This window comes from Segniliparus rugosus ATCC BAA-974, assembly GCF_000185725.2.
Classification (GTDB): domain Bacteria; phylum Actinomycetota; class Actinomycetes; order Mycobacteriales; family Mycobacteriaceae; genus Segniliparus; species Segniliparus rugosus.
The window spans coordinates 1,514,371-1,541,267 of the sequence record NZ_KI391954.1 but is presented as its reverse complement, the minus strand read 5'-3'; the positions used below and the strand labels follow the sequence as shown (position 1 = coordinate 1,541,267).

The 26,897-nt window shown below is 70.6% G+C and carries 27 protein-coding genes; 23 read left to right on the top strand and 4 right to left on the bottom strand.

Translation table 11 applies throughout. From position 1 onward, the window contains the following. The first annotated feature begins 137 nt into the window (after window positions 1-137). The 12 genes from HMPREF9336_RS17130 to HMPREF9336_RS17075 all read left to right on the top strand — a co-directional run bounded on the left by HMPREF9336_RS17130 (window position 138) and on the right by HMPREF9336_RS17075 (window position 10,595). A complete protein-coding gene (locus HMPREF9336_RS17130; protein ID WP_051357467.1) occupies window positions 138-1,505 on the top strand; it encodes a DUF1254 domain-containing protein in 1,368 nt (455 codons plus the stop codon). Between the two features lie 37 nt (window positions 1,506-1,542). Then, the gene (locus HMPREF9336_RS17125; RefSeq protein WP_156920447.1) at window positions 1,543-2,175 is read left to right on the top strand and encodes a hypothetical protein; all 633 of its coding nucleotides are present in this window, start codon (window positions 1,543-1,545) and stop codon (window positions 2,173-2,175) included. 102 nt (window positions 2,176-2,277) lie between these two features. Then, a complete protein-coding gene (locus tag HMPREF9336_RS17120; RefSeq protein WP_007469060.1) occupies window positions 2,278-2,490 on the top strand; it encodes a hypothetical protein in 213 nt (70 codons plus the stop codon). Beyond that, the gene (locus tag HMPREF9336_RS17115) at window positions 2,448-3,083 is read left to right on the top strand and encodes a DNA-3-methyladenine glycosylase (protein ID WP_007469059.1); all 636 of its coding nucleotides are present in this window, start codon (window positions 2,448-2,450) and stop codon (window positions 3,081-3,083) included. Before HMPREF9336_RS17120 ends, HMPREF9336_RS17115 begins: the two co-directional genes overlap by 43 nt. Continuing rightward, window positions 3,080-4,486 carry a tyrosine--tRNA ligase gene (gene tyrS / locus HMPREF9336_RS17110; RefSeq protein WP_007469058.1) on the top strand — a complete coding sequence of 469 codons (1,407 nt, stop codon included), beginning with the start codon at window positions 3,080-3,082 and terminating at the stop codon, window positions 4,484-4,486. The genes HMPREF9336_RS17115 and tyrS overlap by 4 nt, the downstream gene beginning before the upstream one ends. Before the next feature lie 130 nt (window positions 4,487-4,616). Then, a complete protein-coding gene (locus tag HMPREF9336_RS18145) occupies window positions 4,617-5,609 on the top strand; it encodes a tetratricopeptide repeat protein (RefSeq protein ID WP_084206713.1) in 993 nt (330 codons plus the stop codon). Then, window positions 5,606-6,466 carry an HAD-IIA family hydrolase gene (locus HMPREF9336_RS17100; protein WP_007469056.1) on the top strand — a complete coding sequence of 287 codons (861 nt, stop codon included), beginning with the start codon at window positions 5,606-5,608 and terminating at the stop codon, window positions 6,464-6,466. Before HMPREF9336_RS18145 ends, HMPREF9336_RS17100 begins: the two co-directional genes overlap by 4 nt. Before the next feature lie 10 nt (window positions 6,467-6,476). Next, window positions 6,477-6,641, top strand: a complete 165-nt coding sequence (locus HMPREF9336_RS17095; protein WP_021030933.1) for a hypothetical protein — start codon at window positions 6,477-6,479, stop codon at window positions 6,639-6,641. Further along, on the top strand, window positions 6,634-7,461 hold the full coding sequence (locus tag HMPREF9336_RS17090) for a TlyA family RNA methyltransferase (protein ID WP_007469054.1): 828 nt from the start codon (window positions 6,634-6,636) through the stop codon (window positions 7,459-7,461). The genes HMPREF9336_RS17095 and HMPREF9336_RS17090 overlap by 8 nt, the downstream gene beginning before the upstream one ends. After that, window positions 7,454-8,404, top strand: coding sequence for an NAD kinase (locus tag HMPREF9336_RS17085; protein ID WP_007469053.1), 951 nt, complete (start codon window positions 7,454-7,456; stop codon window positions 8,402-8,404). The genes HMPREF9336_RS17090 and HMPREF9336_RS17085 overlap by 8 nt, the downstream gene beginning before the upstream one ends. Next, entirely contained in the window at window positions 8,394-10,118 is a 1,725-nt protein-coding gene (recN, locus tag HMPREF9336_RS17080) for a DNA repair protein RecN (protein ID WP_007469052.1), read from the top strand. Before HMPREF9336_RS17085 ends, recN begins: the two co-directional genes overlap by 11 nt. 72 nt (window positions 10,119-10,190) lie before the next feature. Next, window positions 10,191-10,595: a hypothetical protein gene (locus HMPREF9336_RS17075; RefSeq protein ID WP_007469051.1), complete on the top strand. Its 405-nt coding sequence runs from the start codon at window positions 10,191-10,193 to the stop codon at window positions 10,593-10,595. A 90-nt stretch (window positions 10,596-10,685) separates the two neighbouring features. Here HMPREF9336_RS17075 and HMPREF9336_RS17070 read toward each other — a convergent pair whose 3' ends face one another. Both HMPREF9336_RS17070 and HMPREF9336_RS17065 read right to left on the bottom strand, forming a co-directional pair. Next, a complete protein-coding gene (locus HMPREF9336_RS17070; RefSeq protein WP_007469050.1) occupies window positions 10,686-10,892 on the bottom strand; it encodes a hypothetical protein in 207 nt (68 codons plus the stop codon). A 114-nt stretch (window positions 10,893-11,006) separates the two neighbouring features. Further along, window positions 11,007-11,300 carry a DUF1330 domain-containing protein gene (locus tag HMPREF9336_RS17065; protein ID WP_007469049.1) on the bottom strand — a complete coding sequence of 98 codons (294 nt, stop codon included), beginning with the start codon at window positions 11,298-11,300 and terminating at the stop codon, window positions 11,007-11,009. A 113-nt stretch (window positions 11,301-11,413) separates the two neighbouring features. Here HMPREF9336_RS17065 and HMPREF9336_RS17060 point away from each other — a divergent pair, with 113 nt between their 5' ends. The 7 genes from HMPREF9336_RS17060 to ahpD all read left to right on the top strand — a co-directional run bounded on the left by HMPREF9336_RS17060 (window position 11,414) and on the right by ahpD (window position 17,905). Beyond that, on the top strand, window positions 11,414-12,310 hold the full coding sequence (locus tag HMPREF9336_RS17060; protein ID WP_007469048.1) for a GNAT family N-acetyltransferase: 897 nt from the start codon (window positions 11,414-11,416) through the stop codon (window positions 12,308-12,310). After that, window positions 12,307-13,233, top strand: a complete 927-nt coding sequence (locus tag HMPREF9336_RS17715; RefSeq protein ID WP_021030932.1) for a lysophospholipid acyltransferase family protein — start codon at window positions 12,307-12,309, stop codon at window positions 13,231-13,233. Before HMPREF9336_RS17060 ends, HMPREF9336_RS17715 begins: the two co-directional genes overlap by 4 nt. Then, the gene (locus HMPREF9336_RS17050; RefSeq protein ID WP_021030931.1) at window positions 13,217-14,482 is read left to right on the top strand and encodes a cysteine desulfurase family protein; all 1,266 of its coding nucleotides are present in this window, start codon (window positions 13,217-13,219) and stop codon (window positions 14,480-14,482) included. The genes HMPREF9336_RS17715 and HMPREF9336_RS17050 overlap by 17 nt, the downstream gene beginning before the upstream one ends. Window positions 14,483-14,522: 40 nt before the next feature. Continuing rightward, on the top strand, window positions 14,523-15,623 hold the full coding sequence (mnmA, locus tag HMPREF9336_RS17045) for a tRNA 2-thiouridine(34) synthase MnmA (RefSeq protein WP_021030930.1): 1,101 nt from the start codon (window positions 14,523-14,525) through the stop codon (window positions 15,621-15,623). After that, complete coding sequence (locus HMPREF9336_RS17040) at window positions 15,620-16,636, top strand: uroporphyrinogen decarboxylase/cobalamine-independent methonine synthase family protein (protein ID WP_021030929.1); 1,017 nt, start codon at window positions 15,620-15,622, stop codon at window positions 16,634-16,636. The genes mnmA and HMPREF9336_RS17040 overlap by 4 nt, the downstream gene beginning before the upstream one ends. Window positions 16,637-16,790: 154 nt before the next feature. Beyond that, window positions 16,791-17,384 carry a peroxiredoxin gene (locus HMPREF9336_RS17035; RefSeq protein ID WP_007469041.1) on the top strand — a complete coding sequence of 198 codons (594 nt, stop codon included), beginning with the start codon at window positions 16,791-16,793 and terminating at the stop codon, window positions 17,382-17,384. Beyond that, window positions 17,381-17,905, top strand: coding sequence for an alkylhydroperoxidase, AhpD family (gene ahpD / locus HMPREF9336_RS17030; protein WP_007469040.1), 525 nt, complete (start codon window positions 17,381-17,383; stop codon window positions 17,903-17,905). The genes HMPREF9336_RS17035 and ahpD overlap by 4 nt, the downstream gene beginning before the upstream one ends. Window positions 17,906-17,957: 52 nt before the next feature. Here the strand turns inward: ahpD and HMPREF9336_RS17025 are convergent, their stop codons facing one another. Further along, the gene (locus tag HMPREF9336_RS17025) at window positions 17,958-18,734 is read right to left on the bottom strand and encodes an SDR family oxidoreductase (RefSeq protein WP_021030928.1); all 777 of its coding nucleotides are present in this window, start codon (window positions 18,732-18,734) and stop codon (window positions 17,958-17,960) included. A 112-nt stretch (window positions 18,735-18,846) separates the two neighbouring features. Here HMPREF9336_RS17025 and ligA point away from each other — a divergent pair, with 112 nt between their 5' ends. The 4 genes from ligA (at window position 18,847) to HMPREF9336_RS17005 (ending at window position 25,422) form a co-directional block, all read left to right on the top strand. Further along, window positions 18,847-20,985, top strand: a complete 2,139-nt coding sequence (gene ligA / locus HMPREF9336_RS17020; RefSeq protein ID WP_007469038.1) for an NAD-dependent DNA ligase LigA — start codon at window positions 18,847-18,849, stop codon at window positions 20,983-20,985. Beyond that, window positions 20,982-22,400 carry a dihydropyrimidinase gene (gene hydA, locus HMPREF9336_RS17015; protein ID WP_007469037.1) on the top strand — a complete coding sequence of 473 codons (1,419 nt, stop codon included), beginning with the start codon at window positions 20,982-20,984 and terminating at the stop codon, window positions 22,398-22,400. Before ligA ends, hydA begins: the two co-directional genes overlap by 4 nt. 108 nt (window positions 22,401-22,508) lie before the next feature. Further along, complete coding sequence (locus HMPREF9336_RS17010) at window positions 22,509-23,537, top strand: TIGR03842 family LLM class F420-dependent oxidoreductase (RefSeq protein ID WP_007469036.1); 1,029 nt, start codon at window positions 22,509-22,511, stop codon at window positions 23,535-23,537. Between the two features lie 199 nt (window positions 23,538-23,736). Further along, window positions 23,737-25,422 carry a bifunctional metallophosphatase/5'-nucleotidase gene (locus tag HMPREF9336_RS17005; RefSeq protein ID WP_021030927.1) on the top strand — a complete coding sequence of 562 codons (1,686 nt, stop codon included), beginning with the start codon at window positions 23,737-23,739 and terminating at the stop codon, window positions 25,420-25,422. A gap of 18 nt (window positions 25,423-25,440) precedes the next feature. Here the strand turns inward: HMPREF9336_RS17005 and HMPREF9336_RS17000 are convergent, their stop codons facing one another. Beyond that, entirely contained in the window at window positions 25,441-26,850 is a 1,410-nt protein-coding gene (locus tag HMPREF9336_RS17000) for an alpha/beta hydrolase family protein (RefSeq protein WP_051357400.1), read from the bottom strand. Between the last annotated feature and the right edge of the window lie 47 nt (window positions 26,851-26,897).

The following is a 26,897-nucleotide window of genomic DNA, read 5'->3' as shown; positions in this document are numbered from 1 at the left end:
ATCAGGGCGCTCCTCGTCGGCTGATCGAGACGCATCGGCTATGATCTGTATCACAAATCGAAATGGGAAGGTGTCTTGTGAGCGGTCGGTATCGGTGTTTGGCGGCATTGCTGGTCGCGGTCGGCGCTGCGGGGCTGATGGCCTCGGCTTCGGGGTGCGCGGAGTCCGGGAGGAAGGCGGACGGGCTTTCGGCGGAGGAGGCGCGCTCGCTCGCGATGGACGCCTACGTGTACGGCTATCCGCTGGTCACCATGGAGATGACGCGGCGGGTGATGACGAACACCGCTTCGGCCGAGGCTCCCCGCGCCCCGATGGGCCAACTGATGCGGATGCGCGAGTATCCCAGCGCCTCGTTCCGGGACGTCACCGCGCCCAACGCGGACACCCTGTACGTGAACGCCTTCGTCGACGTCAAAGACGAGCCGTGGGTGTTGAGCCTGCCCGACGCGGGCGACCGGTACGTCCTCTTCCCCATGCTGTCGGGGTGGACCGACGTGTTCGAGGCCCCCGGCAAGCGGACCACCGGCACCGGGCCGCAGACCTACGCCATCACCGGCCCGAACTGGACGGGGGCTTTGCCGCCCGGCGTCGTCGAGTACAAATCTCCGACCTCGATCGTGTGGCTGCTCGGCAGGGTCTACTGCACCGGAACGCCAGAGGACTACGCGGCGGTGCACAAGCTGCAGGACGAGATTTCGCTCGTGCCGTTGAGCTCCTACGGGAAGCCGTACACGCCCCCGGCGGGAACGGTCGATCCGGGGATCGACATGAAGACCCCGGTGCGCGAGCAGGTGAACCGGCTGAGCGCCCAGGAGTATTTCGGCCTGCTCGCCGCGCTGATGAAAGACAATCCGCCAGCGCAGGCCGACAAACCCATGGTGGAGAAGATGGCCAAGCTGGGCGTGGTCCCCGGCGAGAAATTCGACCTCGGCAAGCTCGGCGCGGCGGCTTCGGCGCTGGCCTCGGTGCCCAAAGACGGGTACGCCAAGATCATGGCCCACTTCAGGGGCCTCGAGGCTGTCAACGGGTGGCAGTTCACGACCAAGACCGGCCAGTACGGCGTCGACTACCTGCAGCGCGCCATGATCACCGCCGTGGGCCTTGGGGCCAATCGGCCCGAGGACGCCGTCTATCCCACCTCCGAGAAAGACGCCGACGGCGAGCCGTACGACGGCGCGGGCAAGTACGTGCTGCATTTCGACAAAGGCCAGCTTCCCCCTGCGGAAGGCTTCTGGTCGCTGACCATGTACGACGAGGGCTTCTTCTTCGTCGCCAACCCGCTGGGCCGCTCCACTTTGAGCCAGCGCGACAATTTCGCCCTCAACCCGGACGGCTCGGTCGACCTGTATCTGCAGCACGACAACCCCGGCCCGGAGAAGGAGGCCAACTGGCTGCCGGCCCCGTCGGGCAGGTTCAACCTCATGATGCGCCTGTATTGGCCCAAGCAAACACCGCCGTCCATCATCGACGGCACTTGGAAGCCCCCCGCCGTCCGGCGCGTCTGATGGTTCCGCGCCCAACTGCCGTGAGAGAATCGGCGGCGTGGGGAAAGACGGTGGCCAGCGGCAGGCTGGCGGTTGCATGTGGGTATGGCACGCGCTGGGCTGCACGCTCCTCGGAGCCTTCGGGTACCTTTTCGCCGTCGGCCTGGTGATGGGCCTGGCGCAGAGGAACACTGTGGGGGTGGCCGTGTCGCACGGCCTGGGCCTCTCGCTCTTCGGGGTCCTCTTCGGGCTGATGTTTTTGATCCCGATGTGGTTGGCGGTGATCGTCGTCGGCGGCCTCGTCTTGTGGATGAAGCCGAGGTCTTCGCGCGACGGAGCTTTGGCCCCCCGGATGCTCTTCGTCGTCGCCACGGCAGCCGCAACCGCGTTGATCATGGCCTTTCCCCTCCGGGGCGTGAGCGAGTTCCTCGTGAGCGACACGTTCCGGCCGCCGCGCGCGGCGAAGCAGTTGTTCGCCGTCGTCCTCCCGGTCTCTCTCATCGTGGGGGTCTTCTCCTGGTTCTACTACCCCAGGAAGGCGGACAGGGCGACGACGGAGGAGCTTTCGCCCGTGCCGCAACCGCTCGGAACGGTTGAGGAAAGCTCCGCCGCGCCGCCCGGACCGCCGGGAGCCCCGCCGGGATCGCCGGAGACCGGAGACCGGAGCCTGAAGCCGCCAACGCCCGCCTAGCTGAATTTTCTCGCGCCAGACCCAGACGCGCCTTTCCGAAGGCCGAAATTCAAGTTTTCGGGCGGCCGAACTTTCGAGGCTGGGTTGTGCTAACATGAAGTCATGACAACGCCGAACCTGTCGCAGCCGGTGCTCATCGCGAGCGTGGCCTGGCCCGCGCACAAGGCGCTCGCGGTGTTGGTCGCCGTGGCGGTGCTGCTGGGCGCGCTGATGGCGACCGCGACTGCGCAGTTCGCGTTCGCCCTCGCGTTGGCGGGTGGCATGCTTGTTTCGTGGATTTTTGCGCCTCGCTCTCCGCTGACCCGGTCTCGGTAGCCCGGCGCGTCCTCGGCGCGCGGCTGCTCTGCGGCGACGTCGTGGCGCGGATCGTGGAGGTGGAGGCGTACGGCTCCGATCCTGCGGGCCTGTGGCCCGATCCCGCCGCGCACGCCTATCCCGGCCCCACGCCCCGCGCGAAGATCATGTTCGGCCCTGCGGGGCGCCTGTACGTCTATCGCAGCATGGGCCTGCACTACTGCGCGAACGTCGTGTGCGGGCCGGACGGCTCGGCGGGGGCGGTGCTGCTGCGGGCGGGGGAGATCGAATCGGGCGAGGCGGTCGTGGCGGCCAGGCGGCCCGGAATCCTGGACGCGGACCGATGGGCGAAAGGTCCGGGGAATTTCTGCAAGGCGCTCGGCCTCACATTGGAGGACAACGGGCGCGACCTTGTGGACGTCGAGTCGCCGGTGCGGCTCGTGCTCGGAGCGCCTGTGCCCGAGGCCCGGATCGCGGTCGGCCCGCGCGTGGGGATCAGCAAAGCGGTCGAGCGGCCGTGGCGGTTCTGGCTGCCGGAGTCTCACGCGGTTTCCGCTTTCCGCCAAGGGGGACGCAAGAAAGGCGTTGCCCCGTTTGAGAAGATTGCCCCATGACCGTTGAGCACCCGGAGACCCAGGCGGATGAGAGACAAGACGCAACGAGCCGTGGCGTACTGGGGAGGGAAGAGGGCACGCGAGGCGAGGGTAACGCAGTAGATCGCCGTCTGGGCTCCGGGACGCCCTTGGAAGAGCTGGGCTGGCGAGGCCTGGTCGCCCAATCGACCGACGAGCAGGCGCTCGCCGAGGCGTTCGCGAAGGGGCCGGTGACCTTCTACGCGGGCTTCGACCCCACTGCGGACAGCCTCCACGCCGGGCACCTCATGCTGCTGCTGACCGCGCGGCGGCTCCAACGCCTCGGCCATCGCCCGGTGATGCTCGCGGGCGGGGCCACCGGCCTGATCGGCGACCCTCGGGACGTGGGGGAGCGCCAGCTCGCCGACGCGGAGACGGTGCGCGCCCGCGTGGAGAGGCTCAAACCGCAGCTGATGAAGTTCGTGGAGTTCGACGACTCGCCGACCGGCGCTGTTCTGGCGAACAACTTGGACTGGACCGGCGAGCTGAGCGCTTTGGACTTCCTGCGCGACATCGGCAAGCATTTCTCGGTGAACGTCATGCTCTCCCGCGAGACGATCAAGAAGCGCCTTGACGGGGACGGGCTCTCGTACACGGAGTTCAGCTACCTGCTGCTGCAGTCCAACGACTACCTGCAGCTGCGCCGCAGGCTCGGCGCGACGCTCCAGCTCGGCGGGTCGGACCAGTGGGGCAACATCGTCGGCGGCGTCGAGCTGATCCGCAGGGTGGACGGCGCGCACGTCCACGCGCTGACCACCCCGCTGGTGACCTCGGCGGACGGGACGAAGCTCGGCAAGTCCACGGGCGGGGGCAGTATTTGGCTCGACCCCGAGAAGACCAGCCCCTACGCGTGGTACCAATACTTCCTCGCCGTGCAAGACGCCGATGTGGGCAAGTACCTGCGCTGGTTCACCGACCTCTCCCGGCCCGAGATCGAGGAGCTGGACCAGGCCACCGCCGAGCGTCCGCACCAGCGCCTCGCGCAACGAAGGCTCGCCCAGGAGCTCACGACGCTCGTGCACAGCGCGGAGGAGCTGCGCAGGGTCGAGTCGGCAAGCCAGGCGCTGTTCGGCGCGGGAAAGCTCGAAGACCTCGATCCGACCGCGCTCGGGCAGGCACTCGCGGAGACCTCGCTCGCCGAAGTCGGGCCGGGCGGCGAGGTGGGCATCGTCGATTTGCTGGTGGCCACGGGGCTGTGCGAGTCGCGCAACGCCGCTCGCCGCGCCGTGCAGGAAGGCGGCGCGTGGGTGAACAACCAGAGGGTCGCCGACGCGGAGTGGGAGCCCTCCGAAGACGACTGGCTGCACGGTCGGTGGCTGGTGCTGCGACGGGGCAAGCGCAACCTTGCCGGAGTCGCGCGACGGCCGGGCGGGAACGAGTCGTAGCGCAGCGCCTGCGGGCGCTGCTTCGGGCAGAACCACGACCGGACCGGGGCAGTCGCTTTTGGCCGGTCGAGCACGTACACTTGAGCGACCCGCTTGAGCGGTGTCATGAGCAAGCCGGGAAGGACTAACTGTGGGCTTTGACCGTCCTCAACATCATTCGGGGGACCGGCAGTCTCGCGGTCCGCGCCGCGAGGGCGGAGGTTCTGGTTGGAAGCCTCGTGGCGAGGGTGACCGGGGTGGCGAGTGGAAGCCCCGCGGTCCGCGTCGGGAGGGCGAGCATCGGGATTGGCAGCCGCGTGGTCCTCGTCGGGACGGTGAGGGTTCTGGTTGGAAGCCTCGTGGCGAGGGTGATCGAGGTGGCGAGTGGAAGCCGCGTGGTCCGCGCCGGGAGGACAGCGGCTCCGAGTGGAAGCCGCGCGGACCGCGACGAGACCGGGACCAGGGCGCGGCCCCGCAGCATCCCGAGCCGGAGCTGTCCGAGGACATCCAAGCCTCCGACCTGGATCATGAGCTGAGACAAGACCTGCGCAGCCTCGACAAGGACAACGCGGAGATCGTCGCGCGCCACCTGGTCGCTGCTGAGCAGCTTGCGCTCGAAGACCCGGAGCAAGCGCTCGAACACGCTCGGGCGGCGCGCGCCCGCGCGTCCCGCATCGCCATCGTCCGTGAGGCCGCTGGTGTGCTCGCCTACCGCAACGCGGAATGGGCCGAGGCGCTTTCGGAGCTGCGCGCCGCGCACCGGATGGCGGGCGATGCGAGCCTGCTGCCGCTCATGGCCGACTGCGAGCGCGCGCTGGGCAGGCCCGAGCGCGCCATCGAGCTCGCGCGCGGGGACCGGGCGAAAGATCTGGACCCGGAAGTCGCCGCCGAGCTGCGCATCGTCGAAGCAGGGGCGCGGTTGGACCTTGGCGAAGTCGAGGCGGCGCTCGCCACGTTGCGCGGCGGCGAGCTGGATCCCGAACGGCGCGGCACCGCCGCGGTGCGGCTCTTCTACGCCTACGCCGAGACGTTGTTGGCCTCCGGGGACCAGGCAGAGGCGTTGGCCTGGTTCCGGCACGCCGCGGAAGCGGACGAGGACGAGGAGACCGACGCGGAGGACCGGATCGCGGAGCTTTCGTCGTGACGACGCTGGGCGAGCTGCACGATCATCTGCTCCTCGACCTCGACGGCACCCTCTACCACGGCCCGAGGCCGATCGACAGCGCGGTGCGCGCCTTGCGGGACGTGCCGGGCCCGGTCACCTACGTCACCAACAACGCGAGCCGTTCCCCCCGCGATGTGGCCGCCGCGCTCTCGGGCATGGGCTACGCCGCTGCGGACGAGGACGTGGTGACCAGCGCGCAAGCCGCCGCGGAACTTCTCGCCGCAGAACTCGACCCCGGAGCCTCGGTGCTGGTCGTCGGGGCGCAGGCGCTGGAGGACGAGCTGCGCTCGCGCGGCCTTGTGCCGGTGCGGCAGTTCGCCGACCTGCCGGTCAGCGGCGGCGGAGCGCCCAGGTCGAGCGGCGTGGCGCAGGGGCATTCCCCGCAGACCGATTGGCCCCAGCTGGCCGAGGCGGCGCTCGCCATCCGCGCGGGCGCGCTCTGGGTGGCCTGCAACATCGACCCGACGCTGCCGACCGAACGGGGGCTGCTGCCGGGCAACGGCTCGATGGTCGCGGCGCTGCGCACCGCCACCGATCAAGATCCCTTGGTCGCGGGCAAGCCCGCCGCCCCGCTCATGGCGGCGGCGCTGCGCAGAGTCCCGGCCAAAGCCCCGCTGGTGGTGGGCGACCGGCTCGACACCGATATCGCAGGCGCGAACGCGGTCGGCCTGCCGAGCCTTTTGGTGCTCACTGGGGTCAGCACCGTCGCGGACGCGCTCGCCGCCGAGGCGGCATTGCGCCCCACGTATGTGGCGGCGGACCTCTCCGCGCTGCACCAATCGCCGGAGCCGTTGTTGTTCGACGCGTGGCGCGCTGCCGTCAATGCCATCGGTTAGCCTGGCATTGATGACCGAGCCGCAGTTCCACGACCTCGACAGCGTCGAAGCTGTCGTGACAGAGCTTGCCCAAAGTCCGATCCCGGTGGACGAGTCCGCGTTCGAGCATGAGACCAAGCTCCTCGAACAGGCGCATGAGCGCCTCCTGGAAGTGATGCGGGACGAGGATGCCTGACACGACGACGCGGTTGGACCGCGAGCTGGTGCGCAGAGGACTGGCCCGTTCTCGGGAGCAGGCCGGCTCGCTCATCGCGCAGGGACGGGTGTTCGCGGGCGGGAAGCTCGCTAAGAAACCGGCGTTCGCGGTCTCGGCGGAGACCGACGTGCGCGTGGACGCGGACCCGGAGGAGCCGGATTGGGCCTCGCGGGCGGGCGGGAAGATCGCGGGCGCGCTCGAACGCCTCGGCGTGGCGGTGGCCGGACGGCGGTGCCTCGACGCGGGCGCGGCGCACGGCGGGTTCACCGACGTGCTGCTACGGCTGGGCGCGTCCTGGGTCGCCGCCGTGGACGTTGGGCACGACCAGCTGCTTCCCCGGTTGCGGGAGGATCCGAGAGTCGCGGTGTTCGACGGCGTCAACGTGCGGCACATGACCCCGGAGACGATCGGCGGCGAGGTCGACCTCGTGGTCGCCGACCTCTCGTTCATCTCGTTGCGCCTGGTGCTGCCCGCGCTCGCCGCCTGCGTTCGCGAGGCGGGCGAGCTGGTGGTCATGGTGAAGCCGCAGTTCGAGGCCGCGAAGCATGAGATCGGCAGGGGCGGGGTGGTCCGCGACGCGAAAGCCAGGATCGCCTCGGTGCTGGCGGTCGCCGAGGCGGCTTCGGCAGCAGGGCTCGCGGTCCAGGGGGCCGCGCCGAGCCCGGTGGCGGGGCGGAGCGGGAACCTCGAGGCGTTCCTCTGGTTGCGCAGATCGGCTCCGAAGGGCGATTTCGAGCCGACGATCCGCGCGGGGCTTGCGGACTGGGACGAGCGGGCCGGAGGGGGCGGCGATGCGTGAGATCCTGATCGTCGCGAACCTCACCCCGCAGCAGCTGCCGGAAGTGGTGCCGGTGGTGGCCAGAGTCTTCAAAGAGGCGGGGGTCTCGGTCCGGGTCCTCGCCCCGGACATCGCCAGGCGGGGCAAACCGCTGGCCCCCTCCATCGCGCCGAAGCTCTTCCTGGACGAGCTGTTCAAGCACGGCGACGCGCAGGTGGTCGAGCCTGAGGGCGCGGCGGAGGGCTGCGAGCTGGTGCTGGTCCTCGGCGGGGACGGCACCTTCCTGCGCGCGGCGGAAGTGGCCAGGCCGGCGGAAGTCCCCGTCCTGGGGATCAACCTCGGCCATGTCGGCTTCCTCGCCGAAGCGGAGGCCGAGCAGATCGAGCAGACCCTGCAGCAAGTGGTCGCCCGCGCCTACACCATCGAGCACCGCATGACCATCGACGTGACCGTGTTCGCGGAAGGCCGCGTGGTGGACAAGGGATGGGCGTTGAACGAGGTGAGCATCCAGAACGTCTCCCGGCTCGGAGTCGTGGAGCTGGTGGTGGAGGTGGACGGCCGCCCGGTGTGCGCGTTCATGGCGGACGGCATGCTCATCTCGACGCCGACCGGCTCCACCGCGTACGCGTATTCGGCTGGCGGACCGATCGTCTGGCCCGACCTCGAAGCGCTGCTGTTGGTCCCGAGCAACGCGCACGCGCTGTTCACCCGGCCCATGGTGACCAGCCCGAAGGCGCGGATCGCGGTCGAGCCGACGAACGGCGGGCGCGACGGGGTGGTGGTGTGCGACGGTCGGCGCGAGATCGCGCTGCCGCCGAAAGGGCGGGTGGAGCTGGTCCGAGGCGCGACCCCGGTGCATTGGGCCCGGATCGACAGCGTGCCGTTCGCGGACCGGCTGGTCAGAAAGTTCGAACTCCCGGTGACCGGCTGGCGAGGGCGGGGGCGGGCCGGCAATGCTCAGTGAGCTGCGGATCGAGAACCTGGGGGCCATCGCGAAGGCGGAAGTCCCGTTGCAGGGCGGGTTCACGGTGCTCACCGGCGAGACGGGCGTGGGCAAGACCATGCTCGCGGTCGGGCTGCGGCTGGTCGGCGGGGGCAGGGGCGACGCGGCGCGCGTGCGCGGCGGCGCGGAGCGGGCAGTGGTCGAGGCTCGTTTCGAGCTGCCAGGGCCGGACGTTCTCGACGACGAGGTGCGCGAGTTCCTCGACAGCGCCGGGGTGGATCTGGACGACGAAGACGTGCTCGTGCTGCGGACCCTGGGCAAGGACGGCCGGTCCAAAGCGTTCATCGGCGGTCGGGCGGTGCCGCTCGGGACGCTGTCCGCTTTCGCCGACCCGCTGCTGAACGTCCACGGGCAGCACGACCAGCTCCGGCTGCTCAAGTCGGGGGAGCAGCTCGCCGCGCTCGACCGGTTCGCGGGCGAGAAGATCGCCGGGCCGCTGGCGAAATGGCGCGCGGCGTACGCGAGGTTCGGCCAGCTCGGCGCGGAGCTCGCCGAGCTGCAGTCGAACGAGGAGGGACGCGCAGCCGAGGCGGAGCGTCTCGCCGAAGGGATCCGGCGGATCGCCGAGGCGGACCCCGAGCCGGGGGAGGACGAGTCGCTCGCGGCGGAGATCCGCCGCCTCTCGGACCTCGACGATCTGCGCGAGCGCGCCCACGCCGCGCATCTGCTGCTCACCGGGGAGGACCCGGAGAACCCGGAGGGCGGCGCGGCAGGCGCGGCGAGCGCGTTGGGCCAGGTGGGGACGATCCTCGCCAGCGCGGAGGACCCTCGGCTGCGCGAACTCGCCGACCGGGCCGCCGAAGCGGGGACTTTGGTCGCAGAACTGGGGCTCGACCTCGGCGCGTATCTGGGGGATCTGCCCTCGGACAGCTCGGCCCTCGAGGCGAAGCTCGACCGCCAAGCGCAGTTGAAGGCGCTGGTCCGCGCTTACGCCACCGATGTGGACGGGGTGCTGCGCTGGGCTGCGGAGGCGCAGGCACGTTTGGAGCGGATCGGCGGGGGGACCGAAGCCGTCGCGAAGGTCCAGGCCGAGCTGGACGCGACCAAGGCCGAGCTGGACCAGCTCGCGGGCAAGCTCACGGCGATCCGCCGCAAGGCCGCGGACGGACTGCAGAAAGCCGTGAACCAGGAGCTGGCCGGGTTGTCGATGGGCGGCGCGGCGTTGGCTGTCGGGGTGGAGCCCTCAGGGAAGCACGGGCCGAACGGCGCGGACGAGGTCGGCTTCGCGCTCAAGGCGGCGGGCTCCGGGGAGCCGATCGCGCTCGCGAAAGGCGCGTCCGGCGGCGAGCTGTCGCGCATCATGCTCGCCTTGGAACTGGTGCTGGCCAGGGGCAGGGAACAGGTGACGATGGTCTTCGACGAGGTGGACAGCGGGGTCGGCGGCAGGGCCGCGGTCGGGATCGGACAGCGCCTGGCCAGGCTCGGGCGGCATTGCCAAGTCCTGGCGGTGACGCATCTGCCGCAGGTCGCGGCGTACGCGGACGCGCATATCCGGATCGAGCCCGCCGAGCAGGGCGCGGCGGCTTCGGGCGGCAAAGCGAGCCAGGTGCGCCAGCTGAGCCGGGAGGAGCGGGTCGTGGAGCTCGCCCGCATGCTCGCGGGCATGGCGGAGACCGAGACCGGCCGCGCGCACGCGGACGAGCTGCTCTCGAAGGCGGAACAAGACAAGGGATAACGCCCCGAGAATCACAAGGGATAACGCCCCGAGAATCGGCGGCGCGACAATGCGGGTTGGTACACTGGCGGAATGTGGTTGAAAGCGGTTCCGGTGTTCCTCATGGCGCTCGCGGGGATCGGAGCGGCCCCGGCTGCCGCATGGACGGCGCCGGCCGCCTTAGCGGATTCCGCATCCGCATCCGACGAAGACGCCTCCGGCGACGGGCCGGAGGCTGAGGGGCCCGACGCGGGCCCGGACGAGGACTTCGAGGACGACGGCGCTCCAGGCTTCGACCCCGGCCCGCCGCAGCCGTTCGGACCGCCGGGCGGAATGCCGCCGTTCGGCTCTCCGTTCGGGCCGCCGCTGCCGCTGATGCCGGGCTATCCGGGCGGCTCTCCCTTCGAGAGCGGGCAGGGCATGCCGCCGCTGCCGTTCACGCCGGGCTATCCGGGAGGCTCTCCCTTCGAGAGCGGACAGGGCATGCCGCCCCAGTAGCGAGGCTCTGAGCCGCGAAACAGTTCGGCCCCCGGCGGGAAAACCGGGGGCCGAACTGTTTCGCGGCTCAAGCCGCCTGAGCGCTGGGGACTAGCTGCCGAGGGCGACGGCGGCCTGAGCCCAGAGGAAGAACTTGTTCGTGCCGAGATCCTTGACGGTCTTGATGTTGAAAGCGGCCTTGAGCTTCTCGGCGTCGCCTTCGCTCACGCCCTTGATCGCGTCGACGGGGGCGTCGAGGAGTTCGGCGAGGGACTTGTCCGCATACGCCTTGTCGAACTTGTCGTGGAAATCGGCCATGGGAAATACTCCTTGTTCGGGAACAATGCAGCGGCGCTGGGGAGCCGCTAGCGGCCAGTCTAGGACGTTGCTCCCCAGATCCGCCGATGCCGCCCCGGAGCGTGTCGGCCTGGGTCAGAGGGCGTCCGCGAACCACAGCTGGCGGTGGAGCGCCCGGAGCGCGATCTGCCTGGCGGGCGCGTACTCGGGGGAGTCGTACCAGGCCCGCGCCGCTGCTCGGTCCGGGAATTCGATCACGACGATCCGGGCGGGGGCGGGGTCTCGTGCCTCTTCGACCTCGAATTCCGTGGTGCGAACGAGGTAGGAGCCGTTGTGGGCGAGCACGGCGGGGCGGGCGAGCTCGCTGTAGCGTTGCGCGGCTTCGGGGTCGAGGATGGCGCTGGTCACGGAGATCACGTAGGCGGGCATGGCCGCAATCGTAGTCGCGACAGCGGGCGCGGGAAATTCGTTCATCAAATCGTCGGGAGCCGTACACCGTGTCGATTCCGCGAGGAAGTAACGACTCGGTAACCGTATGAGGCATGGGCAGTTCAGCAGTCCTCATCCCACCCGCACCCGTCGGCAGCGCCCCCGAGGGCCTGCCCCGTTACAGCTTGAAACTCTCCACCGACGCCGACGAGATCGAAGCCGTCCAGCGCCTGCGCGCCGATGTGTTCGCGAACGAGCCGGGGTTCGCCGGGGCGGCGGACTCCTTCGTGGACGGGAAGGACGCGGATGCTTATGACGAGCACTGCGAGCACCTTCTGGTCTGGGAGGAGAACGCGCAGGAGGTCGTCGGCTGCTACCGGCTGCTGCCGCCGCCCTCCGTGATCGTCATGGGCGGGCTGTACACGGCGGGCGAGTTCGAACTCTCGAGCATCGACCCCCTTCGCCCGCAGACGGTGGAGGTGGGCCGGGCCTGCGTGCGCGCGGAGCACCGCTGCGGCTCGGTGCTGGCGCTCATGTGGGCGGGCATCCTCGCCTACCTGGACCGGACCGGCTACGAATACCTGGTCGGCTGCGTCTCCGTGCCGATCCAGGAGGCCCCGGAGGACGTCCCCGGCTCGCACGTGCGGGGCATCCGGGACGAGGTGCTGGCCAAGAACGCCTCGGAATACCGCGTCTACCCGCACCGACCGGTGGTGCTGGACGGGGTGGCGCTGGACGAGATCCCGGCCCCGGCGAAGGTCAAGTCGCCGCCGCTGATCCGAGGCTATCAGCGGATCGGCGCGAAGTTCTGCGGGGAGCCCGCGCACGACCCGGTCTTCGGAGTCGCGGACTTCGCGGTGCTGCTCGCGCTCAGAGACGCCAACCGCCGCTACCTCGACCGGCTGCGCTCGGCGGCGCAGGTGGCAGAGTCGAGGAGCGCCGCGACCTCGCCATTGGAACAGCCGAGGAGCGCCGCGGCCTCGCCGTCGGAACAGCCGAGGCAGCGTTGAAACTGCTCCCGAAGATCCCGTTCCGCCACCGCCGTTTCCCCGTCGCCCAGCCCCCGTCCGTCTTCGAGCGCACGCCGATCCGGGCTCCGGGGCAGGGCTGGATCCCAGAATGCGTCTGCGGCCGGGGCTGCATCCCGCCCGTGTCCGAAGGAGCCGCCGGATGGCTGCGGGCCCTGCGCTGGACCGCCTTCGCCCTGGTGATGCTCACCGCCCCGGCGCTCCTTCTGACCCGCCTGCTGCCGGAGCGGCTGCGCCCGGCTCCGGTGCAGTGGTACGCGTGGCTCGCGGTCTCCTCGATCGGCGTCCGGGTGAAAGTGCGAAGGGCGCAAGACCTGCCGACCATCGCCGCGCCTGCCGGCGCGGGCGAGGTCTGGGCCCCGCAGCACACCTCCTGGCTCGACGCGATCCTCCTGCACGCGATCACCCGGTCGACCTACGTGGCCAGGGGCGATCTGATGCGCGTGCCGGTGGTCCGGACGCTGGCGAGGACTTTGCGGATGATCCCCATCGACCGCACCAAGCTCCGCGAGCTGCCCGGCCTGGTCGCCGAGGCGGGCAGGCGCGTCGCGGCGGGGGAGCGCGTGGTGGTCTTCCCCGAGGCGACCACGTGGTGCGGCAAGCACCACGGGCGTTTCCACCCAGCGTTCTTCGACGCGGCGGCTTCCACGGGCGGGCGGGTGCGCCCGATCCGCATTTGGTACGGCGAGGACGCGGACGAGCCGGACGTGACCCCTTGCTTCGTGCTGGAGGACAACGGGCTCGACTCGATCAAGCGCATCATCGGCCATCGGGGCTTGCGGGCGAATATTTGGATCGGCCCGAGTTTGGCGGGGACCGACCGGCGCGAGCTCGCCGAGCTGACCGAGCGCCTGGTGTTCGGACGGTCCGCCGAGTACGCTGAACAGGATGTCCAAGCAGCCTGAAGCCCTCGAGGAGAGCAACGCGGTCCCGCCCGTCTGCGGCGGGCGCGCGGGGCAGGTCGCGCTGGAAAGCGCCTATCTCGACCACGCGGCGAGTTCGCCGCTGCGCCCGGAGGCCGTCCGAGCCATGACCGAGGCGTTCGGCCTGTTCGGCAACGCCTCGTCAGTGCACGCGCAGGGCCGCGCCGCGCGGCGCGCGTTGGAGGAGGCGCGGGAGTCGGTGGCCGAGCGGCTGGGCGCGCTCCCCTCCGAGGTGGTCTTCACCGGCGGCGGGACGGAGAGCGACAACCTCGGGATCAAAGGGCTGTACTGGGCGCGGCGGTCGGCCGGGCCGGGCCGGGACGTGGTGATCACGAGCGAGGCGGAGCACCACGCCGTGCTCGACGTGACGGACTGGCTGGCGAAGAGCCAGGGCGCGCAGGTCGTGCGGCTGCCGGTGGACCGCACGGGCAGGACGAGCCCCGACGCGCTCGCCGAGGCTCTCGCGGACTGGGGCGAGCGGGTCGCCCTGGTGAGCGTCATGTGGGCGAACAACGAGGTCGGCACGGTCAACCCGGTCGAGGAGTTCGCCGAGCTGGCGAACGCGGCCGGGGTGCCGCTGCACGTGGACGCGTGCCAGGCCGTCGGCCAGCTCCCGGTGGGCCTCGCCGGCTCGGGGGCGGCGGCGCTCTCAGTGGCCGCGCACAAGTTCGGCGGCCCGGTCGGAGCCGGGGCGCTGGTCCTCTCCCGCGCGCACGACGTGGTCGCGTTGCAGCACGGCGGCGGGCACGAGCGGGGACTGCGCTCGGGCACCTCCGACCTCGTCGCGATCCGAGGCTTGGCCGCCGCGCTCGACGCGGCGACCGAGGATCTGCAGTGCGCCTCGGCGAGGCTCGCGAAGCTGCGCGACGCGCTGGTCTGCGGCGTGTTCCAGCTCGTCCCGGACGCGCTGCTCAACGGGGCTCCGACCGGGGCGGGCCGGTTGCCGGGCAACGCGAATTTCAGCTTCCCCGGCTGCGAGGGCGATTCGCTGCTCATGCTGCTCGACGCGGCGGGGGTGGCCTGCTCGACCGGGTCGGCCTGCACGGCGGGGGTGGCCTCGGCGAGCCATGTGCTGCTCGCGATGGGCGTCGAGCAGGACGTGGCGCGAGCCTCGCTGCGCTTCTCCCTCGGCTGGAATTCGAGCCAGGCGGAGGTGGACCTCGCGCTGCGGGCGCTGCCGGACGCCATCGCCAGGGCGAGGGCGGCCCGCTCGGCCGTCGCCCCGGTGTGAGCGGTCCTCTCGTTTTGACCTGCTCAGTAGAATGAGTCCCATGCGCGTGTTGGCGGCGATGAGCGGTGGAGTCGACTCCGCGGTGGCCGCTGCCCGCGCCGTGGAGGCGGGCCACGACGTCGTCGGCGTGCACCTCGCGCTCTCGCGCAACCCGGACAACACCAGGGGCGGCAGCCGGGGCTGCTGCTCGGTGGAGGACTCCAGGGACGCGCGAAGGTCGGCGGACGTGCTGGGCATCCCGTTCTACGTCTGGGACTTCTCCGAGGCGTTCGAGCGCGAGGTCATCGACCAGTTCGTCGCCACCTACGCCGAGGGTCGCACCCCGAACCCGTGCGTGACGTGCAACGAGAAGATCAAGTTCGCGGCGCTGTTGGACCGCGCGGTCGCCCTCGGCTTCGACAAGGTCGCCACCGGGCACTACGCCCGCCTGGACGGCACGACGCTGCGCCGGTCGGCGGACCCGGACAAGGACCAATCGTACGTGCTGGCCGTGCTCACCGCCGAGCAGCTCGCCAGGGCGATGTTCCCGGTGGGGGACACCCCGAAGCCGCAGATCCGCGAGGAGGCGGACCGGCGGGGGCTGGCCGTGGCGCAGAAGCCGGACAGCCATGACATCTGCTTCATCCCCTCCGGGGACACCAAGGCGTTCTTGGGCGCGAAGCTCGCGGTGCGCTCGGGAGCGGGGTCAAGGCCGGGGGAGTTCCGCGACCACCGCACTGGCGAGGTGCTCGGCCACCACGACGGGGCGGTCGGCTTCACCGTCGGCCAGCGGCGGGGGCTGCGCCTCGGGAACCCCACCGGGGACGGGATCCCGCGCTACGTCACCGCCGTGGAGCCGGAGACCGGCGTGGTCCGGGTCGGGACGCTCGAAGACTTGCGGGTGCGCTCGCTCGTGGCGCGCAAAGCGGTGTGGGGCGGGGGCGAGGCCCCGCACGGGGCGTTCTCCTGCGTCGCGCAGATCCGCGCCCACGGCGGCCTCGCCCCGGCGCGCGCGCGGGCGGCCGGAGGCGGCTTCGAGGTCGAGCTCGACGAGCCGCTGGAGGGTGTCGCCGCAGGCCAGACGGTCGTCCTCTACGAGCCGGACCCCGTGCTCGGCGACCGGGTGATCGGCTCCGGCGTGATCAGCGAAGCCGACAGGTGAGCGAGGCGGGCGTCGCGCAGCTCGCCGCCGCGTCGAGCGGGTTCGGCGAGTTTCCAGGACGGGACGCGTGGGAGGCGGCGAGGATCGTCGTCGGGGAGCTGAGCGTGCCGTATCTGCCGCTGCTCCCCGAACGCGGGGTCCAGGCCACCGACGTCGGCCGCACGACGGCTCTATTGACCGATTTCCCTGTGGAGGTCGGCCCGCACGGCTACCGGATCGCCTCCCGCGCGGGGGCGGACGGCAAGCGCGCGGCGGATTTCTTGGCCCAGGACGTGGACGCGCTCGAAGAAGTGCTCGAACGGGACGGGCGGTCGGGCGGCGCGGTGAGCGTCGAAGCCCTCGGCCCGCTCTCTTTGGCGGTCGTCCTCGAATTGGCGAACGGCCATCACGTCTTGAGCGACCGGGGCGCGCTGCGCGACCTCGCCGCCTCCTTGGCGGACGGGTTGCGCTCGCACGTGGCCGAATTGCGCCGCAGGCTGCGCGCCGACGTCGTGCTGCGCCTGCGCGAGCCCGCGCTCGACGACGTCCTCGGCGGCGGGGTCGCCACGGTGAGCGGTCTCGGGACGTTGCCCGCCTTGCCGACGAACGCCGCCGTCGAGCTGCTGCGGCCCTTCGCCGACGTCGGCGCGGCTGGCCTGGTCGTCGCCTGCCCGGTCTCCGCCTCGGCGCTCGCGGCGCTGCGCGAGCTGCCAGGCGCGGGCCTGTGGGCCGCCGCCGCCCAGTTGGACCCCACGCGCTACGACGAGCTCGGCTGGTTCTTCGAGGCCGGCCGCACGGTCGGCCTCGGCCTGGTCCCGGAGCGACACCCCACGAGGCCGCCGAGCGTCAAGGAGCTGATCGCGCCGGCGCTCGCCCTGGTGGACCTGCTGGGCTTTCCTCGCTCGGTCCTTGCCAGGCAGGTGTACGCGACCTCGGCCAAAGGCTTCGCGCCGGAGAGCGGCGCGTGGGCCGCGAAGGCGCTCCGGCTCGTGGCGCGGGCCGCCTCGGCGCTCGCGGAGGAAAGCGCGGCCTGAGGAGAGGCGGCCGCCGCGGGCCTGTCACGCGGGGCGTGTAGCATTGGCTAGAGGCTCTTGTTGGAACAAATCCAATACTTGACTCTTTCCAAAATTCTCGGTACGTTGGACAGTGCGACCAAGCACACATCCAAAGCAAGCTAAGGAGAAAACCATGGCTCTGTTGACCATCGGCGACCAGTTCCCCGCGTACAAGCTCCAGGCCGTCGTCCCCGGCGACCTCTCGCAGGTGAACGCGCAGAAGCCGGACGACTACTTCACCACCGTCGACTCCACCGCGAACCCGGGCAAGTGGCGGATCGTGTTCTTCTGGCCGAAGGACTTCACCTTCGTCTGCCCGACCGAGATCGCGACCTTCGGCAAGCTCAACGGCGACTTCGAGGACCGCGACGCGATCGTCCACGGCGTCTCGATCGACAACGAGTTCGTCCACTTCCAGTGGCGCGCCCAGCACGAGGACCTCAAGAAGCTCCCCTTCCCGATCCTCTCGGACCTCAAGCGCGAGCTGGTGGCCGCGACCGGCGTGCTCAACGCCGACGGGGTCGCGGACCGCGCCACCTTCATCGTGGACCCGAACAACGAGATCCAGTTCGTCTCCGTGACGGCGGGCTCGGTCGGCCGCAACGTCGAAGAGGTGCTCCGCGTCCTCGACGCGCTGCAGTCCGACGAGCTGTGCGCCTGCAACTGGAAGAAGGGCGACCCGACGATCCAGGTCACCGACGCCCTCGTCGCAGCGGCGCACTCGTGAGCGTCGAGGCCCTGAAAGAGGCGCTTCCCGAGCACGCGAAAGACCTCAAGCTCAACCTTGGGTCCATCGTCCGCTCGACCGTCCTCTCCGAGCAGCGGCTGTGGGGCGCGATCCTCGCCACCGCAGCGGCCACCCGTTCGCAGAAACTCCTCAAGGAGATCTCTGAGGACGCGTTGGACGTGCTCTCGGCGGAGGCGGCGCAGGCCGCGCTCGGGGCGGCGGCGATCATGGGCATGAACAACGTGTTCTACCGGACCCGGCACTTCCTCGGCGGGAAGTACGACGACCTGCGCGCGGGCCTGCGGATGAACATCATCGCCAACCCCGGCGTGCCGAAGGCGGACTTCGAGCTGTGGGCGCTGGCCGTCTCGGCGGTCAACGGCTGCGAGGCCTGCGTCACCTCCCACGAGGCGGCGGTGCGCGAGGAAGGGGTCTCCCGCGAGGAGGTCCTTGAGGCGATCAAAGTGGGAGCGATTCTCGCGGGGGTGGGCCAGGCCCTCACGACCGCGGAGGTGCTCTAGCCGTTTGCGATGACGAATGCCCGGCCGCATGGCCGGGCATTCGTCATTTCGGTCAGCCCTGTTGGGCGGCTTGCGCGACCCAGTCGGAGCCGCCGACGTAGCGGGTGTGCCCGTTAGGCACGGCGGCCTCGGCCTCGGCCACGATCTCGGCGGCGAACTCCTCCACGTTCGGCAGGCCGCCCGCCGCGGCCTTGCGCGCCTCGACCTCTTCCGGCTTGCGCCGGGCGAGCAGCATGACCATCGTGGTGCCCTCGATCATGTCGCCGGTGACGACGGCGAGGCTCACGCCTTTTCGCTCCAACGACGGGATCCGGGCCCGGATCCCGTCCTCGCCCGCCCGCTTGCTCGCGGCGATGGGCGTGTACTCCTCGGGCACCGGCTTGTCCGGGTAGAAATGCGCCTGGTGGCTGGTGACGAACACGACGCGGGAGCCGCGCGGCATGATGTCCAGCGCCTGCTCGAGCAGGCGCACTTGCGAGTCCCGGTTGATGAGCATCGGGTAGTCCGGGGAGGCTCCGGGCTCCAGCCCGCCGGAGGCGTTGAGGACCAACAGGTCGAGCCTGCCGTACTTCTCCCGGACCTCGGCGACGAGCAGGTCGCGGGAGGCCTCGTCGGTGACGTCCGCGCCCAGCGCCACCGCCGATCCGCCCGCCGCCTCGATCTGCGCCACGACCTGGTCCGCGCGCTTGCGCTTCTCCCGGTAGTTGACGACCACTCTGGCGCCTTTCGCGCCGAGCAGGCGGGCGGTCTCCGCGCCGATGCCCCGCGAGGCTCCGGTGACCAGGGCGACCGAGCCGTCCAATCGGGGTGGCTGTTGTGGCTGGCTCATGGGTTCTCCTCGCGACGTGCAGCCGCCCATTCTAGTCGGAGGGCCGCAGATCGGTCCGAAGCCGCGAGCATGTCGGAGCCGTCGATTAATCTTTTCGCATGAGGCTGTGCGCATGAGCGAGGGCAAGGCTGCCGGGACGACCCCGCAGGAGCGGTGGCTTCGGCTCGCGGACCAAGTCAAGGAGCACCAGTTCCGGTATTACGTGCTGGACTCGCCGACCGTCACCGACGCGGAGTTCGACGCGTTGCTGCGCGAGTTGCAGGCGCTGGAGGACGAGCATCCCGAGCTGGCCTCGGCGAGCTCGCCGACCAAACTCGTCGGCGGCGCGGGGTTCACCACGGACTTCGCCGAGGTCGGGCACGTTGAGCCGATGCTGTCGCTGGACAACGTCTTCAACGAGGAGGACTTCCTCGCCTGGGCGGAACGCGTGGCGCAGGGGGCCGAGCAGCCGATCAACTTCGACTGCGAGCTGAAGATCGACGGGCTCGGGATCAGCCTGGTGTACGAGCGGGGGCGGCTCGCGCGCGCGGCGACGCGCGGCGACGGGCGGACCGGGGAGGACGTGACCCTCAACGTCCGCACCATCGCCGACGTCCCGCACGAGCTGAGCCTTGCGGCCGGCGAGGAGCCGCCGGAGCTGTTGGAGGTCAGGGGCGAGGTGTTCTTCAAGCTCAAAGACTTCGAGGCGCTCAACGCGTCGCTGGTCGCCGAGGGCAAAGCCCCGTTCGCGAACCCCCGCAACAGCGCGGCGGGCTCGTTGCGCCAGAAGAACCCGGCCATCACCGCGAAGCGCAAGCTCGCGATGCTCTGCCACGGCCTCGGCGCGACCGGCGGCTGGAGCCCCGCGACCCGGAGCGAGGCCTACCAGAAGCTCAAGGACTGGGGGCTGCCGGTGTCGCCGTACAACACGACCTTGGCCAGCCCCGAGGCCGTGCTCGGCCACATCCGGCACTGGGGGGAGCGGCGGCACGAGGTCGAGTACGACATCGACGGGCTGGTCGTCAAAGTGGAAGAGATGTCCCTCTACGCCAGGCTCGGCAACACCTCGCGCGCCCCGAGGTGGGCCATCGCCTACAAGTACCCGCCCCAGGAGGTGCAGACCAAGCTGCTCGACATCCGGGTGAACGTCGGCCGCACCGGAAGGGTCACGCCGTTCGCGTTCATGGAGCCGGTGCTCGTCGCCGGGTCCACAGTCGGGCTCGCGACCTTGCACAACGCCTCGGAGGTGGCCCGGAAAGGCGTGCTCATCGGCGACACGGTGGTGCTGCGCAAAGCGGGGGACGTGATCCCGGAGGTGCTCGGCCCGGTGGTCGCGCTGCGCGACGGCTCCGAGCGGGAGTTCGTCATGCCGGCCCAATGCCCGGAGTGCGGGGCGGAGCTCGCACCGGCGAAGGAGGCCGACGTCGACATCCGGTGCCCGAACGCGCGCACCTGCCCCGCGCAACTGCGCGAGCGGGTGTTCCACGTCGCGGGCCGGGGCGCGTTCGACATCGAGGCGCTCGGCTACGAGGCCGCCGTCGACCTGCTCAAGCACAACGCCATCGAGGACGAGGGAGATCTGTTCGACCTGGATGAGGAGCGGCTGCTCAAGACCGAGCTTTTCGTCAACACGTCGGGCAAGAACGCCGGACAGCTCTCGGCGAACGGACGCAAGCTCCTGCAGAACCTGGAGCAGGCCAAGAGCCGGGATTTGTGGCGGGTGCTCGTCGCGCTCTCCATCCGCCACGTCGGCCCCACCGCCGCGCGCGCGCTGGCGACCAGGTTCGGCTCGGTGGACGCGGTCTTCGGCGCGGACCAGGAAGCGCTGGCGGAGGTGGACGGGGTCGGCCCCACCATCGCGGCCTCCGTCCGCGAGTGGTTCGAGGTGGACTGGCACCGCTCCATCGTGGAGCGGTGGCGAGCGGCAGGGGTCACGATGGCCGAGGACCGGGAACAGTCCCCGCAGACGTTGGCGGGCCTGACCATCGTGGTGACCGGCTCGCTGGACGGGTTCACCCGAGAGAGCGTCCAGGAGGCGATCATCGCGCACGGCGGCAAAGCCTCCGGCTCGGTCTCGAAGAAGACCTCGTACGTGGTCGCGGGCGAGGGCGGCGGCTCAAAGCGGGACAAGGCTGAGCAGCTGGGCGTGCCGATCATCGACGAGGCGGCGTTCGTCCAGCTGCTGGCGAACGGGCCGGAAAAGGCCGAGGAGCCGGAAGAGCCGGAAGAGCACGGGCAGGTCGGACCCGAACCGGAGGAGGCGCAACCATGACGACGACGTTCGTGCACGGCGGCCTGGTGGTCACGCCGGACGGCAAGCACCACGCGGACGTGCTCATCGACGGGGAACGGATCGCGGCCCTCCTCGCGCCCGGCTCCACTGCGCTCGGCTCGGACTTGCGGAGCACGGCGGATGTGGTCGTGGACGCCACGGGCAAATACCTCATCCCCGGCGGGATCGACGCGCACACGCACATGCAAATGCCGTTCGGCGGCACCGAAGCGTCGGACACGTTCGCGACCGGCACCGAGGCCGCGGCGTGGGGCGGCACGACGACCATTGTGGATTTCGCCATCCAAAAGCCGGGGGAGCGGGTGCTCGACGCGCTGGAGTCCTGGCACGCGAAAGCGGCGGGCCAGTGCGCGATCGACTACGGCTTCCACCAGATCGTCGGCGGCGTGGACCACGACGCGCTGAAATCGCTCGAAGCGCTCGTCGCCGAGGGCGTCACCAGCGTGAAGCTGTTCATGGCCTATCCGGGCGTGTTCTACAGCGACGACGCGCAGATCCTCACGACGATGCAGCAGGGCGCCGAGCTCGGCGTTCTCACGATGATGCACGCCGAGAACGGCATCGCCATCGACGAGCTGGTCCGCCAGGCGCTGGCGCGGGGCCGCACCGACCCGGTCCACCACGGCCTCACCCGCCCGTGGCAGTTCGAGGAGGAGGCGACCCACCGCGCGATCCGGCTCGCCGAGGTCGCGGGCGCGCCGCTCTACGTCGTGCACGTCTCGGCCCGCCAAGCCATGGCCCGGATCGCCGAGGCTCGCTCGGGCGGGCAGAACGTGTTCGGCGAGACCTGCCCGCATTACTTGTGGCTGTCGCTGGAAGAGCAACTGGGCGCGCCCGGCTTCGAGGGGGCGAAGTGGGTCTGCTCGACGCCGTTGCGCTCGAGGTCGGAGGGGCATCAGGACGGTTTGTGGCAGCACCTGCGCGCGGGCGAGGTGACCGCGGTCGCGACCGACCACTGCCCGTTCTGCCTGAACCAGAAAGAGCTCGGCGCCGGGGACTTCTCCAAGATCCCCAACGGCATCGGCTCGGTCGAGCACCGGATCGACCTGATCTACCAAGGCGTCGCCTCCGGCAAGATCACCGCGGAGCAGTGGGTGCGGGTCTGCTCGACCGAGCCCGCGCGGATGTTCGGCCTCTACCCGCGCAAAGGCGTGATCGCGCCCGGCTCGGATGCCGACCTCGTGGTCTACGACCCGTGCGGGCGCACCAGCATCGGCGTGGGCAAGTCGCACCACATGAACATGGACTATTCCGCCTACGAGGGCTGGGAGATCGAGGGCAAAGTGGACACGGTCATCTCCCGAGGCTCGGTCGTCGTCGCGGACGGCCAGTTCCACGGCAGGGCAGGGCACGGGAAGTACCTCAAACGAGGCCTCGCCCAGAACCTGACGTAGTTTTCCCGGGCTATCGCGGTGCGCATCCGTTCGGATCTGCGGCTGTGCGACAAAGGCCCGCGCGCGGGGTTCCCAGGAAAATCTGAGGCCGACGTGACAAGATGAACCATGGATTTCGGACTCGTGGTGCAGCTGCACCGTCCCGCCGCCCGCGCCGTGGAACTCGCCAAGAGCGCCGAGAGCTATGGGTTCAGCCATTTCTGGGCCTTCGACTCGCACATCCTGTGGGAGGAGTGCAACGTCGTGTTCGCCGCGATTTTGGAGAACACCCGAAGGATTTCGGTCGGGCCGCTCGTGACCAATCCGGTGACCAGGCACCCCACCGTGACGGCCTCGACCTTCGCCACCCTCAACGACCTCTACGGCAACCGCACGATCTGCGGCATCGGGCGGGGGGATTCCGCGCTGCGCACGCTCGGCCGTCGGCCGGCCGGCCTCGCCGAGCTGCGCGACTCGGTGCGGACGATCCGCGCCCTCGGCAACGGCGAGGCCGTCCAAGGGGAGGCCGGGGGCACGATCCGGCTGCCGTGGGCGGGGGATTCGCGGCTGCCGGTCTGGGTCGCCGCGTACGGGCCGAAGGTGCTGGCGCTGACCGGCGAGGTCGCGGACGGGCTCATCGTGCAGCTCGGCGACCCCGAGCTTGCCGTCTGGATGATCGAGCAAGTGCGGACCGCGGCGGACGACGCTGGCCGCGACCCGGCTTCGATCAAATTCTGCGTCGCGGCTCCGGCTTACGTCACCGGGGCGCACGGGGACCTGGACCACGCGCGGGAGCAGTGCCGTTGGTTCGGCGCTATGGTCGGCAACCACGTCGCCGACATCGTCGCCCGGTACGGCGCGAGCGGGGGCGCGGTGCCCAAGGCGTTGTCGGACTACGTCGCGGCCCGCGAAGGCTACGACTACAACCAGCACGGCCAGTCGGGCAACACCCACGCCGAATACGTCCCCGATTCGATTGTGGACCGGTTCTGCCTGCTCGGCGGGCCGGACGAGCAGATCGAGCGGCTGCGCGAGTACGAGAAGATCGGCGTGGACCAGTTCGCGCTCTACCTGCAGCACGACGCGCCGGGCGAGACATTGCGGGCGTACGGGGAGAAGGTCCTCCCCGCGTTGCGCAAGACCGCCGCGCTCGGCTGACCCGACGCGCGCATCGGTCGGTTCCTCAGCCTCGCGTGTTCGCCTTGAGCCGTTGGCGTGGCAGGGGGTCGTTTCGGCGCAGCGAGGCGGAGGCCGAGGAGCTGCGGGAGGACGAGGCCGGGCTTGATCGGCGCGGCTTCGCCCGCACCTCTCCCCGGCCTCTCTCGATGCAGCTCTGGCCAGGATGGAGAATATCCCCATGAGGTTTTCGCGCGCGCGGGGCGCGCTTTTCGGAGCAATGCTGATGGTCCTTGTCCTTGCGGTCGGAGCGGCGCTGTGGACACGCGGCCGGTCTGCGGAGGAAGGCGTGGTCGCGATCCGGCTGATCGCCCTCAACGACTTCCACGGGAACTTGGAGCCGCCGACAGGCGGGAACGGCGTGATCGCGCTGGCCGACGGGAAGACCGTTCCCGCCGGCGGGGCCGTGTACCTCGCGACCAGGCTGCGCCAGCTGCGCGCCTCGGCCCCGCATTCGCTCGTGCTTGCCTCGGGCGACAACGTCGGAGCCTCGCCGACCGTCTCCGCGCTCTCGCACGACGAGCCGACCATCGAGTTCTTCAACCAGCTCGGCGTGCAGGCCTCGGTGGTCGGCAACCACGAGTTCGACCACGGTTTCGCCGAGCTTTCCCGGCTCTCGCACGGCGGCTGCTCCCCGAAGGACGGCTGTGTGTTCGACGAGCGGTTCCCAGGGGCGAAGTTCCCGTACCTCGGGGCGAACGTGACGTTCGACTCGGGGGAGCCCGCGCTGCCCGCCTCGACGGTCCTCTCCGTCGGCGGCGTGCGAGTCGGGGTCATCGGCGTCACCCTGCGCGGCGTGCCCGAAGTGACGAGCCAGGAGGCGGTCAAGGGGCTGCGGTTCGGCGACGAAGTGACGGCGATCGACCGCTCCGCGAAGGATCTCGACGCGCAAGGCGTGAAGGCCATCGTCGTGCTCATGCACCAAGGCGACCCCGCCCAAGGCGGCCCGAACGACTGCCGGCTCTCGCCCGGCCCCGCGGCGGGGATCGCCGAGCGCGCGTCGCCGTTGGTGGACGCCGTGTTCACCGGGCACAGCCATCAGCAATACAATTGCATGGTCAAGGATCCGGCGGGGGACCCGCGCCCGGTGATCCAAGGCGAATCCTTCGGCAGGCTGCTCTCGGTGGTGGACTTGAAGATCGACCGGGCGACCGGCGAGGTGCTGCGGGCGCAGACCAAGGCCGAGAACGAGGTGGTCGCAAGGGACGTGGCCCCCGACCCCGACGCGGCGGCGCTCGTGGCCAAAGCCGAGGAGAAGTCGGCGGGGGTGGCCTCTCGTCCGGTCGGCCACATCCTCGCGGACCTCTCCGTCGAGCCGGACGGCTCCGGGCAGTCGAGCCTGGGCTCGGTGGTCGCCGACGCCCAGCTCGCCGCGACTCGGGGCGCGGGAGCCCAGGTGGCGCTCACCAATCCCCGAGGGGTGCGCGCCGACGTGGTCCGCGACGCGCGGAACGGCGGGGCCGTCACGTACGGGGCGGCTTTCGCCGCGCAGCCGTTCGCGAACCAGCTCGAGACGCTCACCTTGACCGGAGCCGGGCTCAAAGCCGTGCTTGAGCAGCAGTGGCAGGGCGAAAGGGCGCAAATCCTACAGGTCTCCGCCTCGTTGTCCTACCGGTGGTCGAGGTCGGCCCCGGACGGGTCGAAGGTCGCCGATCTGCGCGTGAACGGGGCTCCGGTGGACCCGGACCGCGAGTACCGCGTCACGACGAACAACTTCCTCGCGTTCGGCGGCGACGGGTTCACCGAGTTCGAGAAGGGGACCGAGGCCACCGCAGGAGGAGGGGATTTGGACGCGTTGGTCGAGTACTTCCAGCAGCACGACCCGTTGCCGGTCCCCGCAGGAGGGCGGATCGTCGCGGTCGGCTGAGCGCGCCGGGCCGAACGGCTACCGCTTAGGCGGGAACCGCCCTGCGAGCCAGGCGATGACATAGTCGAGCACGGCGGGGTCGATGGTGGTCTCGATCCGCGCGTACTCGTCCGGGCGGCCGGTCTGGCTCGGCTGCATCAAATGGTTGCGGTCCGGGAAGACGTGCACGGTCGCGTCGGGGTCCTGCGCCAAGAGCCGCCGCGCGGCGGGCTCGCTCTGCTCGGCGGGCACTTGGAGGTCTTTGCCCCCGTAGAAGGCCAGCACGGGCATGCGCAGCGAGGACAGCGCAGCCGTCGGGTCGAAGCTGGCCAAGGCGCGGAAATAGGGGGAGGAGTACGACGCGATTTCCGGCTCGGACAAGCGCCGGTCGCCGGGCAGGGTCTGGTTCCGCTCGCGAAGGAAATCCTCGACGGCCTGCCGGTTCCCCGCTTGGACCAGCGGGAGGAGCTCGCCGAGGAAAGCCAGGTCGGCTTCGACCTTCTCTCGGGGCGCGCCGCTCGCCTGAGCGCTGAGGCGGTTTTGGGCTTTGAGCACTTCGGCTCCGGGGACTGCGGGTCCGGCCATCATGACGACGAAGGCGACCCGGTTGTCCGGGCGCGACGCGACCAGCGGCGCGAGATAGCCGCCCTCGCTATGGCCCAGCAGGCCGATCCGGTCGCCGTCGATCTCCGCCCTGCCGCGCAGGGAGCGCAGCGCCGCGGCAACGTCTGAGGCCAGCGCCTCGTAGTCGGCCTCCGCCAGCGTGCCGCCGGTGCCGCCGACTCCGCGCTTGTCGACGCGCAGGACCGCGTAGCCCGCGCGGGTGAGCGCGTCGGCGAGCACGAGGAACGGTTTGTGCCCGAACACCTCCTCGTCGCGGTTGTTCCGGCCGCTGCCGTTGAGCAAGACCACGGCGGGGAACGGCCCGTCGCCCTGCGGCTCGGTCAGGGTGCCCGCGACCGTGATGGCTCCGCTGGGATAGGCGACGTCCTCGGCGCGATAGGGGTACGGCGGCTTCGGCTCCTGCGGCCGGCTCGGGCCCGCGATCTTTCCCCGGCGCAGCACGAGCGGGAGCGTCTGGCCGGATTGGGCGAACTGGCCGGTGATCGTGTGCTTCTCCGGGTCGTAGACCCCGTGGAACGTCGGCGCGCCTGGCAGGCCGGGGATGGCGAACTCCACGTCGCCGGGCTCCGTCTTCACCCCGCTGAGCGGCGTGGCGGCCAGGCCCTGGGCGGGCACGTCGATGGAGCCGCCGTCCTTCGCGAGCGCCACGCCGACCCCGAGCGGCCCCGCCGGGGTTTGGATCTCGCCGTTCCAGTCGCCGAGCACCGAGGAGCCCGGCTCCGCGGACGGCACGGGCGGCCCTGCTTTGGTCCCCGCTTCCGAACAACCTGCCACCGCGACACCGCACGTCACGAGGAGCGAAACCACGTCGCGAACACGTCCCATGGCGGTCAGCCTACCTGCCGGGCCGAGGCGGCTCGCTCTGGGCGACG

Excerpts from the sequence above, each read along its gene's own strand:
- HMPREF9336_RS17130 (WP_051357467.1), top strand. The coding sequence starts at position 138 with ATGGCCTCGGCTTCGGGGTGCGCGGAGTCCGGGAGGAAGGCGGACGGG.
- HMPREF9336_RS17120 (WP_007469060.1), top strand. The coding sequence starts at position 2,278 with ATGACAACGCCGAACCTGTCGCAGCCGGTGCTCATCGCGAGCGTGGCC.
- tyrS (WP_007469058.1), top strand. The coding sequence starts at position 3,080 with ATGACCGTTGAGCACCCGGAGACCCAGGCGGATGAGAGACAAGACGCA.
- HMPREF9336_RS17095 (WP_021030933.1), top strand. The coding sequence starts at position 6,477 with ATGACCGAGCCGCAGTTCCACGACCTCGACAGCGTCGAAGCTGTCGTG.
- HMPREF9336_RS17090 (WP_007469054.1), top strand. The coding sequence starts at position 6,634 with ATGCCTGACACGACGACGCGGTTGGACCGCGAGCTGGTGCGCAGAGGA.
- HMPREF9336_RS17085 (WP_007469053.1), top strand. The coding sequence starts at position 7,454 with ATGCGTGAGATCCTGATCGTCGCGAACCTCACCCCGCAGCAGCTGCCG.
- recN (WP_007469052.1), top strand. The coding sequence starts at position 8,394 with ATGCTCAGTGAGCTGCGGATCGAGAACCTGGGGGCCATCGCGAAGGCG.
- HMPREF9336_RS17075 (WP_007469051.1), top strand. The coding sequence starts at position 10,191 with ATGTGGTTGAAAGCGGTTCCGGTGTTCCTCATGGCGCTCGCGGGGATC.
- HMPREF9336_RS17070 (WP_007469050.1), bottom strand. The coding sequence starts at position 10,892 with ATGGCCGATTTCCACGACAAGTTCGACAAGGCGTATGCGGACAAGTCC.
- HMPREF9336_RS17065 (WP_007469049.1), bottom strand. The coding sequence starts at position 11,300 with ATGCCCGCCTACGTGATCTCCGTGACCAGCGCCATCCTCGACCCCGAA.
- HMPREF9336_RS17060 (WP_007469048.1), top strand. The coding sequence starts at position 11,414 with ATGGGCAGTTCAGCAGTCCTCATCCCACCCGCACCCGTCGGCAGCGCC.
- HMPREF9336_RS17050 (WP_021030931.1), top strand. The coding sequence starts at position 13,217 with ATGTCCAAGCAGCCTGAAGCCCTCGAGGAGAGCAACGCGGTCCCGCCC.
- mnmA (WP_021030930.1), top strand. The coding sequence starts at position 14,523 with ATGCGCGTGTTGGCGGCGATGAGCGGTGGAGTCGACTCCGCGGTGGCC.
- HMPREF9336_RS17035 (WP_007469041.1), top strand. The coding sequence starts at position 16,791 with ATGGCTCTGTTGACCATCGGCGACCAGTTCCCCGCGTACAAGCTCCAG.
- HMPREF9336_RS17025 (WP_021030928.1), bottom strand. The coding sequence starts at position 18,734 with ATGAGCCAGCCACAACAGCCACCCCGATTGGACGGCTCGGTCGCCCTG.
- ligA (WP_007469038.1), top strand. The coding sequence starts at position 18,847 with ATGAGCGAGGGCAAGGCTGCCGGGACGACCCCGCAGGAGCGGTGGCTT.
- hydA (WP_007469037.1), top strand. The coding sequence starts at position 20,982 with ATGACGACGACGTTCGTGCACGGCGGCCTGGTGGTCACGCCGGACGGC.
- HMPREF9336_RS17010 (WP_007469036.1), top strand. The coding sequence starts at position 22,509 with ATGGATTTCGGACTCGTGGTGCAGCTGCACCGTCCCGCCGCCCGCGCC.
- HMPREF9336_RS17005 (WP_021030927.1), top strand. The coding sequence starts at position 23,737 with ATGAGGTTTTCGCGCGCGCGGGGCGCGCTTTTCGGAGCAATGCTGATG.
- HMPREF9336_RS17000 (WP_051357400.1), bottom strand. The coding sequence starts at position 26,850 with ATGGGACGTGTTCGCGACGTGGTTTCGCTCCTCGTGACGTGCGGTGTC.